This window comes from Marinoscillum sp. 108 (assembly GCF_902506655.1).
Lineage (GTDB): Bacteria > Bacteroidota > Bacteroidia > Cytophagales > Cyclobacteriaceae > Marinoscillum > Marinoscillum luteum.
Genome location: NZ_LR734808.1, coordinates 639,283 through 658,893 on the forward strand (window position 1 = coordinate 639,283; position 19,611 = coordinate 658,893).

Consider the following 19,611-nt stretch of genomic DNA (forward strand, 5'->3'; position numbering starts at 1 on the left):
GGCATATACAATGATCCCTTCGGTCAATATGGACCGATCAAACCTCTTAAATATGACTTATTGGGTGTTTAACCTTTGGGTGGTTGAAAGGGGGAGTCGGGATAGGCTGTGGAAGTAGGAGCCAGGTAAATACAAAAATTGGAAACGGTGCTGAATGATGGCGATTTTAACTGTTGGGTCAGAACTGGAGTAACAAACACAAAGATGTGCCCACAATGGTGGTTGCCATGAAAGGGTAGGTTATCATGATTATCATCCTCATGATGTCCTTGCTCATCACCCGTGCCCTCAAAGTAATCTTCTGCCAGAAACTCAAGAAAGGAGTCGTTATCGAAGGCCCGATGCTCGTAAAAATGACTGATGAGATTAGGAAGCTTGGGAAGTTCACAGCACAAATCCGAAATAGGACCCAAGGCCTGGATGACCAGCAAGAGTGCAATAAGGACGGATTGATGAGACTTCATAAGTGCACAAATATAGAAAGTTTGGGTTGTTGGCAGGGTAATAAGACCGTCTTTCGCTCAACGATTATATTATGGAGAGAGTTTTTCAAGGAATTCCACCATGTCGTCATGAATACTTAGGCGTTTGCGCAGGCGATATCGGGCTGTTTCTATTCCCCGAATGGAAATATTCATAATGGGTGCTATCTCTTTGTTGGTCAGGTTCATTTTTACCAATGCACAGAGTCGGAGCTCCTTGCTGGTCAGGTCAGGGTACCGTTCCTTGAGCTCATTGAAAAACTCGTGGTGGACGCGCTCGAAATTGGCTTCAAATACTTTGATGTAATCATCATTGTTGAGCCGGGTCTTTATTTTACGAATGAGTGATTTTAAATCCTGTCGCGTTTTTTCGTTTCTTGTGTTATTCTCAAGGTCTGTGAGTTCTTCGCGGAGTTCTATCATGAGCTCCTGCTTGCGGGAGAGTAGAGTGGCGTAGTTCGCCAGCTCTTTGCTTTTCAATAGCAAATCTTCCTCCAGAGAAGTTTTTGTGGATTCAAATTGGTTTTTTTCCTGAGCCAGTTGCATCCTGTCCAGTTCTAATCGGAGTATTTTATTCTGCTTCTCCGCTTCAAGGATGGCTCTTTGCCTTTGTTCTTCCAAAAGCTTTGAAATAACTTTGACGCAGAGGAAAATCAGCGCCAGTCCAAGGATGAAATAGCACACAAAGGCCAGTGTGGTCTGATGCCATGGCGGCCTCACGATGAGCGTGTGTTGAGCGGTCAGAAACGATTCACCTAGTTTACTCTTTGCTCTCACAGAAAACTCATAGGTGCCAGGGTCCAGAGAATTATATTCTTTCCAGGGTTTATCTTCCCAATCTGACCAGACCTGGTCGGCACCTGAAAGTTGGTAACTATACCTTACATCATTTAACATATCCATCTGGGGTACTGTATATTCAAATCGGAGGTTTTGAGTCTGTGATGCCAAAATCTCGAGAGGGTTGTCCAGTGGTAGCAGAATGCGGGAGTTGCCATTTTGATAACTAAGCTGACTGATCCTTACGGAATGAGGGACAGGAGAACCTGTTCTTGAGGATAGATCAAAGGCGAACAGCCCTTTTTTCGTACCGATCAGCACGCCATTGTCCAGGAGGGTGATCGATTCCATGTGCTTATTAAATGTCCCGCGTGTCTGTAAAAAAGCTTCACTTTGAAGGACAGGGTTATCTTCATGGTTGAAATACCCGACCTCATCATTGTGAATGTACCAGGTACGGTCCTTGGTTTCCATGATTTTTCTGGTTTCGATGTTAGGATCCAAAATATCATTGAGCAATGAATGGGGTTGAAAAACGTCTAACGAATCATTGAAGGAGTAAAGACCTTTGCTGGTTGTAAAGACTGGTTCGCCTTTCCATGAGAACACATTGACCTTGTAGGGGGAAGGGAGTCCGGCTTCTTCAAAATGCTCCACGCTGACCACACTTTGGTAGTCAGGATTTATTTTTATTCGGAATACACCTTTGAATCCATGACATACCCAGAAGACCCCTGGTTCGCTCTGAAGGATGTCCCTGCTGGACTCTGAAAAACCCGAAATCACATTATCGATCTGAAAATCGCCCGTCGAATTGACGCTCATTAAGTAGGTAGCATAGTAAGTGCAGACCAGATAGTGTCCCGGTTTTTCCTGTATGGGGATCACCTTCCAGACCCCATCGGATGCCGGAATTTGTTTAATGTCTTTACCCTTTATTACAAACAAGCCTTTTTCATGACCACAAAGGAGCTGATTTTCAATGGACGTAAGTGACCATGCTTGTCCATCGAGACCTGCTATAGGCTCAAACTGCATGTGTTTGAAGGGGCCACCTGTAAGTCCCTGGACCGATGCCCACACGCCCTGATTGGTAGCTATGTACCAGATGCCCTGAAAGAGCTGAACATCAAATACGGAAGCTTTATTAAAAACAGTGGATACAGGTGAGGAGAGGTTGATGCAATCAATCCCGTTTTCTAAAAGAACCCAAAGATTGCCGTTTTTACTTTCATAGAGGTTGTTTACTGACTCATCTTGCAGACCTATGATGGGCTTGTTAAGGGGAATTGTTTTGCCATTGGCCGTAAGCATGATCAGTTGATCAGCTAATGTGCCGATGTAGTAATCTCCGTCCTTTGTCCTTACTGCCCCTGTTACCTGATTGGTGGATGTTTTATTAAATAGGTTTCTTACAAGTAAAAAGTGTTTACTCTCGAGGTGGTAGCTATATATCTGACCATCTCTGGTGAAGATACTTAACGTTTCTGCTGAGTTGCCTGCGGTAATGGATACAATGGGATTCCACTGATACAGTGGTTTGGGGATTAGCAGGTCAAAGTTCATTGTATGCAGATCGAACTCTTTGATACCATCTTCCCAGTTGGCCATGTAAAGACGATCATCCACGACAGCAGATGAGTAAAAGCCACTAGTAGGTATAGTGAGTGCTTTTTGGCCCTTAATGGCAATCAGTTTGGACATGCTTCTGAAAATGATGTGTCCTTGTACCTCGTGAATGTCATAAACAAAGTCCAGGTTCAGGTGATCCACCTTAGCCATATCAACCATAGAGCTGTATTGGTACTGACCAAACTTATCCCGTTCTACGGTGCCAAATTCATTAAATCCACCCAGGTAGACCTTGTGGTCAGATCCGTAGTAGAGTGATTTGACAAGAGACTTATTGGGTAGTTCCAGCCGCGCCCAGGTTTCTCCATCAAAAATGAGTAAACCGTCCTGATTGCCAAAGTATTTCACCCCAGAAGAATCCTCGCACATGGCCATCATCATTGGGTCACTTTGGAAGTCGTCCAGTCCAAAGTGGATGATCTCCGGAGCCCCTCGCACTGAGGGATTCTTAGCGAATGGTTGCTCCTGAAATCCATGAGCAATACCTGTGTGTAGTGTGAAAATTGCGATCCAAATTCTTGGTTGGATTCGGTTCATAATCATATTCTGTCGTGTGCCACTTCCAAATTACTTCATTATGAAATATTCTCCAGATGCAATCATCCTAAACAGGGGTGAATTTTGTGCTTAGCCACTCCATTTGAGGCATTGCACCTGATCAGATTGGTTACATGGTCTTTGGTGATCATTGTTTTTTTGGAATAATAACCAGCTGATAGTCAGTGGTTTAATTCTATGTGATGTAATCATGTTTATCAATGGTGATAGTCGGGTGTATTTAAAGCGTAGTTGCGAATAATGTAAAAAACGAGGTGAATTATATATTTGGATTGAGTCTTTCGCAATTGAAATCGATTTCTATTAAGGATTCATTAATTATTATCTCAACCTAATTAATCATTCATCAACTAAACAATCACTATGTTAAAACTTAGACAATTATTAATGATTGCCCTCATGACCCTGATAGGGTGGACGGCCAATGCACAAAACTGGCAGCTGGTCTGGGCAGATGAGTTCACCAATGGTATTGGCCCCGATTGGGTCTTTGAAACAGGTACGGGCTCAGGTGGCTGGGGCAACAACGAGCTCCAGTATTATCGCCAGCAAAACGCCACTGTGCAAAACGGCGAACTGGTGATCACAGCCAAGAATGAGAGCTTTGGCGGTATGAACTATACCTCTGCCCGTATGAAGACCCAGGGTAAGAAATCCTGGAAGTATGGCAAAATAGAGGCGCGGATGCAATTGCCTGCCTTTCAGGGGTCGTGGCCTGCCTTTTGGATGCTTGGCGACAACATCACCTCGGTGGGATGGCCTTCCTGTGGTGAAATTGACATCATGGAACAAACCAATACCAGTGACCATGTGCTTGGCACCATTCACTGGAACAATAATGGGTACGTCTATTATGGAGGCAACACAGCAGCCAGTGTGACTGGTTATCATGTTTACTCTATTGAGTGGGATGCCAATGCCATCAAATGGTTTGTAGACGGTAACCTCTACCATACGGCCAATATTCAGAATGGGATCAATGGAACCAGCGAGTTTCATGAGAAGTTTTTCATCATACTCAATCTGGCCGTGGGAGGAAATTTGCCAGGCAATAATGTCAATAATGGAGCACTTCCGGCTTCTGTGAAAGTAGACTATGTACGTGTGTATCAATCTACCGGAGGGGGTACCGGAGCTCCGGTCGGTCAAACGATCTGGCTGCGAGGTTCCAACGGGCAGTATGCGTCCTCGGAAAATGGAGCTGTACCCATGAACTGTAACCGAAATTCAGTGCAAGGCTGGGAACAATTCACTGTGGTCAGTGCCGGAGGCAGTAAAATCGCTTTACGAGGAAGTAATGGAAAGTACGTCTCCTCCATGAATGGTCAATCGGGCATGATGTGCGACAGGACTACGGTACAAGGCTGGGAAGCCTTCGACTGGGTAAGCAATGCCAACGGAACGATTTCCTTAAGGGGAAATAATGGGTTGTATGTGTCTTCGGAGAACGGCCAGTCACCTATGATCTGTGATCGCACCACCATTCAGGGCTGGGAGCAATTTACCTGGGGAACCGGCGCAGGAGCGAGACAGGCACCTGAGCTGGATTCGGAGCTCTCGGAGCCAGTTGCTTTAACGGTATTCCCCAATCCGGTGACGAATCATGAGTTCAAAGTGCGATGGGATCATCAGGTAAGCCCTGAAGTGCAATTGTCATTGATGGATGTATCAGGAAAAACTGTCTATACGGCTGTAGCTAAAGATGGGCTGGAAAATGTGGTATTGCCATCGCATCTGAGAAAGGGTGTGTATATACTGGGTATCACATCAGAAAAAGGCACTGAAACCAGAAACCTAATTATCAAGTAAGTACTAGCTATCATTCCAACCAAAAAACCCCGTGGCACTAGCTACGGGGTTTAATGCTTTCGAGTCTACCCACGAATGGGTTAACTTACCAGTTGTGTAGTCTCCTAATCTGAGATCATGGTTTTCAACGAGATGAGTTCCGTATGGAGCTTGTCTACTTTCTGCTCCAGGGTTTCTATGTCTTCCAATTTTCCTTCCTGTCTCTTTCTCAACATTTCCCTTTGAAGTTGATTCAGCTCTGACTGTAGCGCCAGAAGGTTTCTTTGTGATGTCAATTGCATAACGGCGGTGTTATTTTGGTGGCTATTTAAATTTAAGACAAATCTGTGGCTGTTACCCCCAAAAGAACGGTTAAAACTTATCCACAATTGTGTGGGTGATTCAGAAGTTGTTGAGTCAGGGAGAGTTGTAAATATTTGAGTTTGTTTGGTCAGCCATCATTGATTACTTTCAATTGTTCTCTCCATTTATCCGATTGATGAAATATATAATACTGAGAGTGTTTTGGTTACCCATCATGTTGGGCGTAGTGTCCTGTCAGCAGGTGACCACCAAGGAACTTGCCGGCTTGTGGGAGTTGGAACATCTCGAAGTGGACGCGGTGCCCAGGTCTGCCAATCCCACCTTTCTGGAGATCAACACCAACAGTAGCTTCGCAGTGTCCAGAGTGTCCGGTGATCAGGTGGGAATGTATCATTTTGATTCACCTTTGATCAGGTTTCGGAGCGAAGACCGTTCGTGGTTCAACAGCCAGTGGAAAATAAAATACTTCAAAGAGTTTATCATTTTAAGAGGAGTGGAGGAAGGCTACCGAGGCACTCAGTTAAGGTTTAAGAGAATTGAAGCGATTCCTGATTTTGCGGAATTTGAGGAGCGGGTGGTTGGTCGGTGGCATATGTATAAAATCAGGAAGAACGGAGAAGTGGAGAAGGTTTCTGCCTCATTTACACTGGAAAGGAATGGAAATTACAGGATGGAGGATCAAAATGGACTCATGGAAAAGGGAAGGGTCATCATCAACACCAGGCATCGGAAACTCATTTTTGAGCATGATCAGACTCAGTGGGCGATGTGGTTTTACGGAGATGAGCTCCGCCTGACCAATGAGCAAATGGCGCTACAGTACAGCCTCCGAAGGATGCCTTGACCTCAAAAACCATGTCTGGAAAACCCAAAAGAGAACCATCTGGCACGAGATTTGTAAAGTCAAGTGCTGTGCGCTGAATAGGCTCATTATCCTAAAAGCACTCATGGTTTTTCTGTGAGCATTTTTTGTCCCATATCAGGTTATACATTTTTTTACCTGTGACGGGAATAGGGTTGAGGAGCTGAAGCGCACAAGGTCAAATACTCAAAACAAATGTTTTCAAAATTTTCTACTTTTCTAACTCTTGTCCTGGGGATAGGGGTTTTAGGATGTGTTGATGAAAATGAACTCGAACCAGGTCTCGAGCCAGTTTCAAAAACATCGATTGATTTCGTCGATAAAGATCTCTTTATTGAAAGTGCTGGCGATTCTCTACCATTGGGAATTTCGCTGGATCAGATGCCCACCACCGATGGGCAAGTAAGTATTCAGCTTGGTGGTACCGCCAGATATGGTCTGGATTATACCACAAACCCATCTGCAGAGGATGGAGTGATAGAGCTTCCTATTCTTAAGGGTAAGCAGTTTTACGAAGTAGCCGTTTATCGCTCATCTACGCTGGATACGACTGATAGGCAGGTAAGTCTTACCCTGCTCAACCCTTCGGAAGCGTTCCAATTGGGCACCGAGAAAGTGTCCAACATGCACTTGGTTAAATCATTATCAGAGGAGCCAAACAACTCTGAAGGTGCTGAAGTCAACTTTGCAGATTCATTCGTCCACCTGGTGGAGGGTGAGGACTATCTGATAGAGCTAACCATTGAAGGTAGTGTGGAGCATACCGTTCCCCTTACCATCAGCATCGTGACGGATGGACGTGTCTATGGCACCCATTTCACCACTTCTCCCGCTTCCGTTTTGGGTGAAATTGATTTGGAGGTGAACCCGGGAATGGAATCTGTTTTCTTTTCTTTTAATTCCATCAATGACCGACTGTCACTTGGCACTTTCGAGATTTTGTTCCAAATAAACGACCTCAATGATGACCTGACGGTAGGTAACAACCCAACCCTGACTGTGAAGATAGAGGAGGATGATGTAGTGTCTAATGAGCTTCATTCAATAGCTGAACTACGCGCTAAGTTCGAGGAGCATGGTGATCAGTTTTGGTTGGGAGATGACTACTTTATCAAAGGTGTGATTACCTCTGGTTCGAATGTTCAGGATGATAAAATCGCCTACATCCAGGATAGCACAGGGGGGATCTTTCTGAGATTTAGTTCAGAGAGGATGGTTACCCTTGGAGACCATGTACAGCTGAATCTTAAGGGGGCTACAGGTGCATTGATCAATGGACAGAAGGGCATGATGGACGTGAATGATCTTGTCGGAATTAAAATCGCTGAGAAAGTGTATGTGCAGCCAGAGACCATCACTTTTGAGGATTTACACAGTGGTCTTTATCAGGGTAAAAAGGTCAGAATAGACAATGTATTCTTCCCTCAGGCCAATGGCGTGCGTACTTTTGAGGGAAGCTGGGCCATATCTAATGACCACAGTGGAGCCACCGTGACTACCTATTCTGGGGCAGAGTTCAGCGGGGTAGTGTTGCCCAATGGTACTCTGTCAATTATTGGGATTGTAGGGGACTGGGGACGCATCTTGCCTCAGACCTATGCTCAGGACATCAGAAGATAAGAGCGGTATACAATAGCAAAAACCACAGGCCAGGAGCCTGTGGTTTTTTTGTTTTATATGTTTACTTTTTAATAATCCTGGTGGTATAAGATCCTGTGGAGGTTTTGATACTCAGTAGGTAATGCCCTGCTTTCAACTGAGATACATCCAGAGGTGATGTCTCCTCATATTCAGCCCATTGGATCATTTGTTTCCCGGAGAGGTCATGGATTACAGCGGCCTGTATGATTTCGTTTCCAGGTACTTTGAGGCTGAGCAGATCCTGGACAGGATTGGGATAAACGATCAGTTTTTCTGTAGACACTGCGGTTTTTATATCCACTTCTGCGGCTGTTCTGGACCCTCCGGCACTGGTGATTTTGAGCCAGTTGATGTTCCAGCCGCCAGCCAGTGCTTTGATCGCGATTTGCTGCTGACCTGCAGTAAGACTCACCGTATGTGATACGGATGTCCAGTTTTGCCAGCCACCAGTATTTGGAACAGACCTGGTACCATACATAGGGCTTCCACCTGCTTTTTCTAACTGTATCATGCCGTTGCTGTTGGGGCTGGATACCCGATATTCTACGGTATAAGGACCATTGGAGGGGATGTTCACATCCCAAACCATCCAATCATTGGCATCTATCCACCCGACATTAAGTCCTCCTTCGGAGCATGCTTCGGTCTGGGTGCCGGACTGCACAGCCGTATTTTCGGCTTCTATGGTTGTGGACCATCCCGAAGAAACCTGAGCGACTACTACAGAGCTGATGTCATCATTGAAAGCCTCATTGACCAGACAGTTATCACTGGAGGTTTTTACCAATACATTTCCACCAAAGTTGTCATGCTGATACATGGTGATCTGGTAGCCGCTTTGTAGCTGCAGAGAGGAGATGTCATCATTGGCGACTCCCAGGGCCTGGAGCTGTCCCAGGGTATAGCTGCCCACATTGAGGGAAGCTGAGTAGCCGCCATAATCGCAGTGCTGATAGAGCGTGGCCACACCGCCACCTCCACCGGTGGTTCCATAGAAGCCCCCAACAGTAATCTTGATATTGGTAGGGCTGGGAGTATGAATGGTAGCAGACTGATCGAATACATCATCGTAGGCGAACGCATAGGTTTGCCCATCCACGCTAATGTCTGTTTGGTGCCAGAATTTGGCATACCAGTTATATGGCCAGGTTTGATAGTAAGAGGAAGTATTGCCAAAATCCTGCAGTACCCCGGATCCGACATTCAGGTCTATGGCATGCCGGGTGATGGCTGCTACAAACTGAGCCTGTACTACCAGGTCCCACTGGGCTCCGGAGGCCATTACACCACTGCCTTCCATGGCTTCAATCGTGGTGGGTTTACCAGGAATGGTGGCTACCTGGCCATCCCCATCTCTTGTGAAAATAAATTGATTTCCCTGGACACTACCTCTCCATACACCTGCTTGTCCCGAATTGAATACCAGTTGCTGACTAGAATACTTAGACCAGATGGCATCAATGTATGATTGAAAAAAGTTGGTGGGGAAGGTGCTTGTCTTAGTGGGAAAGTGGATGGTTCCTTCGGAAGCATTCAGAAGGCTCTGAAACTCAGAAGGAGCAGTGCTCTGCCATTGGGAGATGATCTGTGCATGTGTTTTCTTTTCGCCAACTTTTTTGTAAAAGCCATTGCCCCATACTTCCAGTCCCATTGGATACTGATAGGAATCTACACGTGAGGTATTGCACCAGAGTCCATAGTCATTGAAGGTTAACTCAACTAACTCAAATTTAATGCCCTGATTGGGGTCAGTGGGATTTGCCAGGTTAGGTGCAGCGTATCCGCTGGGGTTACCTGAGTGACCAAAGAAGTAAAGAAAGAGCTGGCTTTCGAAGGAAATCATAATCCTACAACCGGCTATTTTTGGGATGTTGATGGTGTGGTTGGGGATTTCACTCAGTCGACGAAAGCAGTTGGCATATTTACCGTCGCCTCCGGGTCCCTGGTTCCCACCGTTCACAGGTCCCTGCACGGTGTTGTCGGATTGACTCATGGGATGCACCTGGCCAGTGGCGGGGTCCACCCAGACGTGACCATCTGTGATTCCTACGATGGCCACAAATACCTGATTGTCCGGATATTCTGAATTATTTTCCACAAGATAGGGAAGGGTTTGTGCCCAGGTAGTGAGGCTCCATAGGAGCATCACGGTCGTTGCGACAAAGAATTTGAGAATCCAATGTGACGGGTAAATTTTGGTTTTCATGATTGTAAAGGTTTATGGTTAAGAATGGGCCGGAACTTTCCGGCCCTTGGTTGGATATAGCTGATTACTTTTTGATGAATCTCATTTTGGTATTGCTCAATGACTCCACTAAAAAGTAGGAGCCTGTATTCAACGAGCTCACATCTATGGTAGAGGAGAGGCCATCTTCACTGCTCAAAATACCCCCCAGGACAGTTTTGCCACTTAGGTCATAAATCTGATAGTTGCCCAAACCCTTGAGTCCTTTGATATTCAATAGATTGGATGCAGGATTTGGGAAAATGCTCAACGAGATTTCTGGGGTGGGTTCGGGTACTGAAGGTTCCGAAACCACTCTGCTGCCGCCAGCGCTTTTTATTTTAAACCAGTTGATGTTCCATCCGCCGGTGAGTGCTTTGATGGCGATCTGTTGCTGGCCACCGCTTAAGCTGATGGTGTGCGCTACGGTGGTCCAGTTTTGCCAGCCACCAGTATTCTGAACAGATTTTGTACCATACACAGGGCTTCCACCTGCTTTTTCTAACTGGATCATTCCATTGCTATTTGGGCTGGATACCCGATACTCCACGGTATAAGCACCACTGCTCGGTGGGTTAATATCCCAGACCATCCAATCGTTGGTGTCTATCCAGCCTACATTTTGTCCTCCTTCTGAACAAGCTTCTGTCTGTGTGCCGGATTGCACGGTCCAGTTCTCTGCTTCTATGGTGGCAGACCAGCCTGAGGAAGCTTGTGCTACGATGACTGAGCTAATGTTATCATTGAAACCCTCATTGACCAGGCAGTTGTCATTGGAAGTTTTTACCAGAGAATTTCCGGTGAAGTTATTGTGCTGATACATCGTCAGCTGATAGCCGGACTGAATCTGGATGGATGAGATGTCATCATTGGACACTCCGAGCGCCTGAAGTTGTCCTAAGGTATAACTGCCAGGGTTCAGCGAAGCTGAGTAGCCACCATAATCGCAGTGCTGGAAGAGGGTGGCTACACCATTGGAGCTGCCACCTCCACTTTGGTATACCCGTACATAGTCTACATACATTTTGGCAGGAAGGGCTCCATTGTCCACATTAAACCCAGGCCAGTTACCGCCGATGGCCATATTGAGGAGGATGAAGAAGTTGTTGTGAAACTCTGAGGTGCCGTTCACTCCACCAGCAATGCTGGCTTCATGGTATAAATTACCATCCAGAAACCACTTGATGGCGTTGGCATCCCATTCCACAGCGTAAGTATGGAAGGCAGTTACATTCGTGCCGGTGCTTCCACTATAGTTGGCATAACTGTTATTGTGGTCCTGCCAGTGGATGGTGCCATGGGTGGCGGCTTCTGTGTTGACGTGCTCCATTACATCGATTTCGCCACAAGATGGCCAACCAACTGAGGTGATGTTGTCGCCAAGCATCCAGAAGGCCGGCCATACCCCCAGGAAAGAAGGCATAGCGATACGAGCTTCAATTTTCCCGTACTTCCAGGACTTTCGTCCCTGTGTTTTCATTCTGGCGGAGGTATAGTTCATACCACCGAAACTCTCATTTTTCGCAGTGATGACAAGTTGCCCGTTTTCAACAGTGGCATTTTGCTGACGGTAATACTGAAGCTCGTTGTTGCCCCAGCCGCCAGACCCGGTACCGGTCTCAAAGACCCAGTCCGGCCCGATGCCATTGGTAAACTCATCTGCCCACACCAGGTTCCAGTTTTGAGCCTGAGTAAACATAGAGGAACACAGCCCCAGGGTAAGTAACAGGGTGATTTTGATTGATTGGTTTTGTAATAGGGTTTTCATGGTGATAGGTTTATTGTTTGATAAATCGTAAGACCTTTTTTGATTTGCTGTGGCTGATGAAGTAGATCCCGGCCTTCAATTGCCGTACATCAATTTTCTTATGATCCTCCTGGGGGCTGTGGTGGCCGTTTGAAACGGCCTTTCCATTCAAATCATATATGGTATAGCTCCCCGTACCTGCAGAGCCCTGCACTTCCAGGTAGTCAGATGTAGGATTGGGGAAAATCCTTAGGTCAGGATGATTAATGTGTGACTTTTGGCTTTCCAGGGCAATGCGAGATCCACTTGAGCTGGTCAGTTTGAGCCAGTTGATGTTCCATCCGCCTGTGAGTGCTTTAATGGCGATCTGTTGCTGTCCTGCCGTGAGGTTGATGGAGTGAGATATGGTAGTCCAGTTTTGCCAGCCACCGGTATTGGGGACAGACCTTGTGCCATATACGGGACTTCCACCAGCCTTTTCGAGTTGGATCATACCGCTGTTGGGGCTGGCCACGCGGTATTCCACGGTATAAGCACCACTGCTCGGTGGGTTAATGTCCCAAACCATCCAGTCGTTAGTATCTATCCAACCAACATTTTGTCCTCCCTCAGCACAAGCCTCGGTCTGTGTGCCGGATTGTATAGTCCAGTTCTCTGCCTCTATGGTCGCTGACCAGCCCGAGGAAGCTTGCGCTACGATGACTGAGCTGATGTCGTCATTGAATTCCTCATTGACCAGGCAGTTGTCGTTGGAGGTTTTTACCAATACATTTCCGGTGAAGTTATCATGCTGATACATAGTGATCTGATACCCATTTTGTACCTGTAAGGAGGAGATGTCATCATTAGCTACACCGAGGGCCTGGAGTTGCCCCAGAGTGTAACTGCCAGTGTTGAGGGAGGCTGAGTAACCACCATAATCGCAGTGCTGGAAGAGTGTGACCACCCCTGATCCTCCGGTGGTTCCCATTTCATCCTTGATGGCTTTGAGCAGAGCGTATTGTCCTTGTACATCGTGATCCAGAGTCCAGATCATGATGCCACCGCCTTGGGATTTGGCCAGGGCTGTCTTTGCTTTTATGGTATTGATGCCATTGTAATAATCTCCATTAAAATAATCGGAATAAGGATCAGCTCCTTCGGCGATGAGGGTGTTGTATCCCTTCCAGCTTGGTCTGGCATAAAAGGGGACTCCAATGACTGCCTTTGCCGCAGGCAGGCCACGGCCCTTGTAGTAATTGAGGGCACTTTCAGCATAGCTATATGGGGAGTGCCCGGCACCCGCATCTCCATCATAGGCCATGATGTTGAGGAAGTCCACGTAACCGAATACCTGGCTGGAGATGCCATCAGCAGCCCAGGCGGATCCATTTACTGCTGCAGTGAGTAATTTCCCCTGGTTGTGAAGGGCAGTAGAGAGCTGTCCCATGAGTAGGGTGAAATTGTTATCGGGTGCACCATTGACGGGCTCTGGGAATTCCCAGTCAATGTCAGCTCCATCCAGGTTGTACTGGTTGATCACACTAAGCACATTGTTTACGAAATTATTTCTGGAGGATGCTGAGGCCGCCAGTGTATTAAATCGGCCGTCATTGCCACCACCATCACCCAGATCCCAGCCACCTATGGCGATGAGGACTTTCACACCTTTGGCATGTCCCTGACTTACGAGGCTTTGAAGCTTGGCTGGATTTTCAATGGCCTGAAGACCGCCCGAGGCTGTGGGTAGGGCAAAGGCATAGTTAATGTGAGTGAGTCTATCGTAATCAATGTCATTGGCACTTCCGAGCCATGACGGAGTATAGCCCACTATTTTCTGTGCGTGGACTGTGGCCATGGACATGATGACAAAAAGAAAGAGTAAGAGTCTTATATGTTTCCATATAATGGATTGGATTGAGGGAGGTTGGTGTCCCCACAGGATTGAGTTGGTTTTCATAGGTTTGAATTTGGTTGGTATAATGCCTTAGATAGGCGTTGCGATTTCGCACAGGTCAAGTGTCAACCTATGTGGCAGTCGCCTATCTGTCTTCTATTAAGGTGAGTGGTTAAATCCCGCTATGTTCTAATGTGATCTAAAGGTTGTGTCCCGTAGATCGGGACCGTAACAGGTTTCAGCGAAAAGGGAAATTTCTTCAGCAGCAGGAGTATTGATACTTTGCTCCAGATAGGAGAAGGTAGTAGGTGTTTCATCATTGTTGGATACTTTTTGGTTAAGGGTACTGCAGTTTAGCAGTACTTTGAATTGATCCCAAAATACCCACCACTCAAAAACCTCACACAAATGCCCGATACTACGCAAAAATTACGTACCCTTGTAATTTATGTGTTTTAAATAGTTGATTATCAATTATTTGTGATTTAACTGACCCACGTGGTTCCGGCAATTGGAAGGGGTGATCCGATACTTGGTTTCGTCAGAATTTGATGATGAATTCACTGAGGTTGGTTTCGCTGCTGAGGTTGAGATGCTTCCTCAGGCGATATCGGCAGCCCTCAATGCTACGGATTGTTATATTCATCATTGAAGCTATTTCCTTTGAAGAAAGGTTCAGTCGGAGATAGGCTGCCAATTGGAGGTCTTTTGGAGTGATGTCAGGAAACTGGCATTTGAGACGTTCCAGGAAATCTTCGTGTACTTTGTCAAAGTGAATTTTGAACTGACGCCAATCCTGGTCGGTATCTATGTCCTGGTTGATGTGTTTGATCACTCGCTGAATCAACTCCTTATTAGAATCCTTTGCTTTTTTGAGAAGGCTTTCCAGGTCCTCACGTACCTTGATGAGCACTCCGTTCTTTTGAGTAATCATCATGATAGAAGCGGCCATTTCTGCATTGAGCACGTCCATTTTTGACCTGGAAATGGCAATTTCAGCCTCGAGTTTTTCATTTTTAAGGGTGATCAATTCCTGCTCAGTGAGAAGTTTCTCAGCATTGTATTCTTCACGATTTCTTTGAAGCACATCCATTTGTGCCAGTCGCTCCTTTTTTTGAGCGTTTTCAATCCTCTTTCGGTAGAGTTTCATCAAACCGACTCCTATCAGCAAAAAAGTGATGACGTAGGCTACTTTGGCCATGGTGGTCAGGTACCAGGGAGGTAATACTTTGAAAGAATAGTGAGCCTCTTTGCTTTCAAACCCATAGACATTGGTGGCTTTGACTCTGAAGATGTACTCTCCGGCTGGCAGGTTGGTATAGGTTTTCGATAGTTCATGCTCACCGGTAAACCAGCTCTTGTCAAAACCTTCCAGATAGTAGCTATAGGAAGTCTGATCGGGCGATTCAAAATAGTCACTGGCATAATAAAACCGGATAGCATTTTGATCGTACCGGAGTAGCGGAGGATCCACATGATCAGAAATAGGTTTTTGCTGATCGATGGGTAGTTGTCCGTAAAGGAGGGAGTCATTGGTTACGCAGCGCACTTCAGTGATGGAAGCCAGGTAGGGCTTGGCATAATTCCGATTTACCGTACGATCAAAAAGAACGATACCATTCTTGGTTCCAAAAAGGACGGCATTTTGGCTGAGAGAGTTGATGTTTTCAAATCCCGGATTGAAACGACCCTGCAGATGCTGCAGGGGAGCCTTGGTGACTTCATATTTTTCATTGTCGTAAAAGTCAATGATTCCCATTTCGTCATGCATGTCCTGGCCTTTGATGTACCATATCTTGCCGTCATCCTCCTTCAATAGGCGGATATGCTGGGTATTGCCCAATATGCGCGTATATAGCGGATCTGCTACCATCGTGTCCAGGGCGTAATCATACTGATAGGTACCGCGTTCGGTACCAAACAAAACCTGATTTTTGACTTTGAAAAGATTGACAAAGAGACTTGTAGGAAACCCATGCTCCTTTTTGTAAAGCTTCACCTCAGCGAAGCGCTTCATTGCTTGATCCAGCCGGAGCCGGTAAATGCCTTTGTACCCGTGGGCCATCCAGATGTTGTTTTTGTCATCCAGCTCTATGATTCGGCTGGTTTCTTCAAATCCCTCAATTTTTCGCAGATATCTAAAATCACCATCGGAGAGCTCAAATAGGTGAATGCCATCATAGGCACCCTGGAGATAGTATTTTGGATTGCCTTCCCGAATGGGTATAAGGTTCCAAACACCTGTGCCTTCGAAAATTCTGATGGCAGAGCTACCCTCAATTCGGTAGAGCCCTTCATGTTGACATACGTATATCTGACCGTCGATGAGATGGAGGTTCCATACCTGACCAGACAGCCCCTTGATCTGCTTGAAGTGCAGGGTGGGTGTGAGGGGGTTTTCCTGATCGTTCCATTCGGTATAGAATACCCCTGAATTGGTGCCCACATATAGTTTGTCATTGTGAATGAGCGTAGAGGAAACAGTACCTTCTAACTCGTAATTGTCTGCAATCTTATATAGGGGAATGGCGGTTTGCACATAATCAATGCCCGTTTCTGTTGCCACCCACAGGTTACCGATATGATCAGAACCGATGGCCAGAATGGTGTTGCTTTGCAGGCCGTTGCTTTTGTTGAGCCATTGGATGGGTCTGAAGGCATCGTCTAATATCAGCAGTCCGGCGCCCACAGTGCCCACTGCCAGATAATCATTGCGGAGTTTATACAGACATTGTATTTTGTGCCCTTGCATGAAGGCACTACTAATGTGTTTTTCAGGCACTATTTTACCATTCTCAAAGGTGAGAATGCCATGATCCTGGGTCACGAGTTGCAGGCCGCCATGATGATTGTCAAAGATTCTGAGGACGGTGCCCTGTACATCTGCACCGCTGATGACCTTGCGGAGTCCGGTCGGCTTTACTACATAAATGTTAAATGAGCGATCCTGCACCAGAATAGAATCGCCAATCTTGGAAAACCCATCAATCATTGGAGTTTTTATCACATTGATGGTGTCATCCTTGTAGATATAGACGGCACCTCTGGCATGAAAGTGAATGCCGGAGGATGTCTCCAGAATGGCCCAGATGTCGCTAAACTCTCTTGAGTCTTCAGGAACCTTGGAGAGCAGGGAAATGTAACGTTTCTGACCGGCATTGTTGATTTTGAGGTAGCCAAACTCGTTTTGTGCTCCTATATAGATGGTGCTGTCCCTTCCTTTGTAAATAGACCAGACTACGGTCTTGTTGGTGGGCTGGGTAATCAGACTCCAGTCTCTGCCATTGTATTCCAGCAGGCCATAGTTATTGCCGAAGAGCATCCTTCCCTGATCATCCTGAAGGATGCTCCAGTTTTGGGCACCGGCCTGGTATTCATCATAAGTGAAATTGCGGATGTTGGGTACACCCTTATTTCCTATCTGGCCGTAGGCGATCTGGCCACAGATGAGCCCCCATAAAAGCATACATAATCGTTGGTTCACCACTTATAGGCTGCTGGTCAAAAAAGTGTTGTCTAATGCGCATATTACAAAATTTTATCTTAATTCCTGAAGGAAAACCCTGCGGTGGCACTACTTCAAATTTACTTCATATGTCACCCCATTTCATTTTTTAAGGCTTTTCCCTTCCCGACCAGTTGACCGGGTGAATCCATTCATCTGTCATATCATGTCGTTTGGAGACAGTTGGTTACTGGTGGTCGAAGTTTCACCAACTCCTACTATTTTGGAAGTGCCTTTTGATAATAAATGGGTAATTTATCAGCCAAACCATCCAGGCAGTATGAATATTTCTTTGATTAATGCTGAGTTGCAGCCATTAGCCAGGCTTTTTGATCTCTTATCCAATCATCAACCAGATCAGTCTTTTATTATTTATGGAATAAAAAAAGAGGATCTTAAATCACTTAATTCTTTCATTGATTCGCTTCAGTTTTTGAAAGCAAAATCTCTAGGGGAGCGGCAATTGATAGCACCCGGAGAGGTTTTTCTGGTTCAACAAAAAACAGCATTTTACATGGACGGCCAGTACATCGGAGCAAGGGAGCATACCGAATCGTCACATGAAAAGCATCGGGTAGATTTGACCTCACAGGAAGACGCGGCACGACATAAGTATCTGCTGGAGGTCAGCAGAGAACTGATCTGTACACACGATCCGGGGGGTGCTTATAAGTTTGTGTCCCCATCTGTGCACAAACTTCTTGGCTATGACCCTGAGGAGTTGATAGGGAAGGATCCCTACACCTATTTTCATCCTGATGATATAGCGCATGTGGTGAAAACCTCCCATGACCTGGCGTTGAAGGGCCTTCAGCCTCACCGGGTTCAGTATCGCTTTCTGCACAAAAATGGCACCTATATTTGGCTGGACACTTATACAGAGGTGATCAAAAATGACATGGGAGGAATCAGCTCATTGATCACTGTATCCAGGGACATCAACGACTTGAAAGAAGCCGAGATCAGACTAAGAGAGAGTGATCAACGGTTTAGGGCTATCGCAAACAATATTCCAGGGGTCGTTTACCTGTGCCGAAATGATGAGACCTACAGCATGCTATACCTCAACCTGGAAGTGATGAACCTGACCGGGTATACACCTGATGAATTTATTCAAAATCAGATCAGCTTTGTGGACCTTTATCACCCCGATGATAAGGAAACGATTTTTGCGAAAGTAGATTCGGCATTGGAACACAAGGAGCCTTTCCACATTACCTACAGGTTGAAAAACAAACATTCCGAAGATTGGGTCTGGGTGGATGAGTACGGGCAGGGAATCTATGAAGGCGATGAGCTGCGGCTGATTGAGGGTGTTTTGCTCGACATTACCGAGCGAAAGCTGGTAGAGTATCAGCTGGAGCGCTATACGGAAAATCTGGAGCACGTGGTGGCCGAAAGAACCCGGGAGCTGAAGGTGAAGAATGAGGCGCTTGTAAAAGGGAATAGTGAGTTGGAACAAGCCCTGAAAGAATTGAAATCAACACAGTCTCAGCTGATTCAGGCTGAGAAAATGGCCTCATTGGGGATACTGGCGGCTGGCATTGGTCATGAGATCAACAACCCGCTGAACTTCATCAAAAATGGCTGTTCAGGACTGATTCAAGAGCTGGAAGAGCATCCGGAATATGATGAAGAACTGCTCAAGCCATTCCTGGAAATCATCGATGACGGAGTGACCAGAGCTAGCGAAATAGTGAAGAGCCTTACACATTTCAGCAGACAGGTGAAAAGCATGGAGGAACGTTGTGTGATCCATGACGTCATTGATCATTGCGTGGTAATGCTCCAATCCAACCTTAAGCATAAGGTAGAAATAGTGAAGGACTATGCACCAGAGGAATTGGTCGTCATTGGCAACGAGGGCAAATTGCACCAGGCTTTTTTAAATATTCTGGTAAATGCCGAGCAGTCTATTCAGGAGCAGGGTAGCATAGTGATTCGAACAGCCAGGCAGGAACATGGGATCGTTGTGAGTTTTGAGGATGATGGAGAGGGGATTGCTGAGGAGAACCTTTCCAGAATAGGGGATCCGTTTTTTACGACTAAAGCCCCTGGGGCCGGAACAGGCCTGGGGCTCTTCATTACCTATACCCTCATCAAGGAGTTGAATGGAGAGGTTCAAGTGGAGTCTGAGCTAAAAAAAGGGTCAAAATTCACGATCACGTTTTCAAATCCTTAGATTTACATAA

At 46.1% G+C, this 19,611-nt stretch carries 11 protein-coding genes; 4 read left to right on the forward strand and 7 right to left on the reverse strand.

Features of this window, described 5'->3' with window-relative positions; all coding sequences use genetic code 11:
- Positions 1-68: 68 nt before the first annotated feature.
- On the reverse strand, positions 69-464 hold the full coding sequence (locus GV030_RS02670) for a hypothetical protein (RefSeq protein WP_159579534.1): 396 nt from the start codon (positions 462-464) through the stop codon (positions 69-71).
- A gap of 69 nt (positions 465-533) precedes the next feature.
- The gene (locus GV030_RS02675) at positions 534-3,431 is read right to left on the reverse strand and encodes a triple tyrosine motif-containing protein (protein ID WP_159579536.1); all 2,898 of its coding nucleotides are present in this window, start codon (positions 3,429-3,431) and stop codon (positions 534-536) included.
- Positions 3,432-3,815: 384 nt separating this feature from the next.
- Here GV030_RS02675 and GV030_RS02680 point away from each other — a divergent pair, with 384 nt between their 5' ends.
- A complete protein-coding gene (locus tag GV030_RS02680; RefSeq protein ID WP_159579538.1) occupies positions 3,816-5,261 on the forward strand; it encodes a family 16 glycosylhydrolase in 1,446 nt (481 codons plus the stop codon).
- Between the two features lie 104 nt (positions 5,262-5,365).
- Here GV030_RS02680 and GV030_RS02685 read toward each other — a convergent pair whose 3' ends face one another.
- Positions 5,366-5,542, reverse strand: coding sequence for a hypothetical protein (locus tag GV030_RS02685; RefSeq protein ID WP_159579540.1), 177 nt, complete (start codon positions 5,540-5,542; stop codon positions 5,366-5,368).
- Between the two features lie 197 nt (positions 5,543-5,739).
- Here GV030_RS02685 and GV030_RS02690 point away from each other — a divergent pair, with 197 nt between their 5' ends.
- Together GV030_RS02690 and GV030_RS02695 are read left to right on the forward strand one after the other, a co-directional pair.
- Positions 5,740-6,408 (forward strand): hypothetical protein, encoded by a 669-nt coding sequence (locus GV030_RS02690; protein ID WP_159579542.1) that lies wholly within the window; start codon positions 5,740-5,742, stop codon positions 6,406-6,408.
- 213 nt (positions 6,409-6,621) lie between these two features.
- Positions 6,622-8,046: a DUF5689 domain-containing protein gene (locus GV030_RS02695; RefSeq protein ID WP_159579544.1), complete on the forward strand. Its 1,425-nt coding sequence runs from the start codon at positions 6,622-6,624 to the stop codon at positions 8,044-8,046.
- A 61-nt stretch (positions 8,047-8,107) separates the two neighbouring features.
- Here the strand turns inward: GV030_RS02695 and GV030_RS02700 are convergent, their stop codons facing one another.
- The 4 genes from GV030_RS02700 to GV030_RS02715 all read right to left on the reverse strand — a co-directional run bounded on the left by GV030_RS02700 (position 8,108) and on the right by GV030_RS02715 (position 17,380).
- A complete protein-coding gene (locus GV030_RS02700) occupies positions 8,108-10,273 on the reverse strand; it encodes a beta-1,3-glucanase family protein (protein ID WP_159579546.1) in 2,166 nt (721 codons plus the stop codon).
- Positions 10,274-10,337: 64 nt separating this feature from the next.
- Positions 10,338-12,059, reverse strand: a complete 1,722-nt coding sequence (locus GV030_RS02705) for a carbohydrate-binding protein (RefSeq protein ID WP_159579548.1) — start codon at positions 12,057-12,059, stop codon at positions 10,338-10,340.
- Between the two features lie 10 nt (positions 12,060-12,069).
- Positions 12,070-13,977 (reverse strand): glycosyl hydrolase family 18 protein, encoded by a 1,908-nt coding sequence (locus GV030_RS02710; RefSeq protein WP_159579550.1) that lies wholly within the window; start codon positions 13,975-13,977, stop codon positions 12,070-12,072.
- Between the two features lie 478 nt (positions 13,978-14,455).
- Positions 14,456-17,380 carry a triple tyrosine motif-containing protein gene (locus tag GV030_RS02715; protein WP_159579552.1) on the reverse strand — a complete coding sequence of 975 codons (2,925 nt, stop codon included), beginning with the start codon at positions 17,378-17,380 and terminating at the stop codon, positions 14,456-14,458.
- 205 nt (positions 17,381-17,585) lie between these two features.
- On the opposite strand from GV030_RS02715, the gene GV030_RS02720 reads away from it, so the two are divergent.
- Positions 17,586-19,601 carry a PAS domain-containing sensor histidine kinase gene (locus GV030_RS02720; protein ID WP_159579554.1) on the forward strand — a complete coding sequence of 672 codons (2,016 nt, stop codon included), beginning with the start codon at positions 17,586-17,588 and terminating at the stop codon, positions 19,599-19,601.
- Positions 19,602-19,611 lie beyond the last annotated feature (10 nt).

Bases quoted from the DNA above. Each gene is read 5' to 3' on its own strand.
- GV030_RS02670 (WP_159579534.1), bottom strand. From the start codon at position 464: ATGAAGTCTCATCAATCCGTCCTTATTGCACTCTTGCTGGTCATCCAG.
- GV030_RS02675 (WP_159579536.1), bottom strand. From the start codon at position 3,431: ATGAACCGAATCCAACCAAGAATTTGGATCGCAATTTTCACACTACAC.
- GV030_RS02680 (WP_159579538.1), top strand. From the start codon at position 3,816: ATGTTAAAACTTAGACAATTATTAATGATTGCCCTCATGACCCTGATA.
- GV030_RS02685 (WP_159579540.1), bottom strand. From the start codon at position 5,542: ATGCAATTGACATCACAAAGAAACCTTCTGGCGCTACAGTCAGAGCTG.
- GV030_RS02690 (WP_159579542.1), top strand. From the start codon at position 5,740: ATGAAATATATAATACTGAGAGTGTTTTGGTTACCCATCATGTTGGGC.
- GV030_RS02695 (WP_159579544.1), top strand. From the start codon at position 6,622: ATGTTTTCAAAATTTTCTACTTTTCTAACTCTTGTCCTGGGGATAGGG.
- GV030_RS02700 (WP_159579546.1), bottom strand. From the start codon at position 10,273: ATGAAAACCAAAATTTACCCGTCACATTGGATTCTCAAATTCTTTGTC.
- GV030_RS02705 (WP_159579548.1), bottom strand. From the start codon at position 12,059: ATGAAAACCCTATTACAAAACCAATCAATCAAAATCACCCTGTTACTT.
- GV030_RS02710 (WP_159579550.1), bottom strand. From the start codon at position 13,977: ATGAAAACCAACTCAATCCTGTGGGGACACCAACCTCCCTCAATCCAA.
- GV030_RS02715 (WP_159579552.1), bottom strand. From the start codon at position 17,380: ATGCTTTTATGGGGGCTCATCTGTGGCCAGATCGCCTACGGCCAGATA.
- GV030_RS02720 (WP_159579554.1), top strand. From the start codon at position 17,586: ATGTCGTTTGGAGACAGTTGGTTACTGGTGGTCGAAGTTTCACCAACT.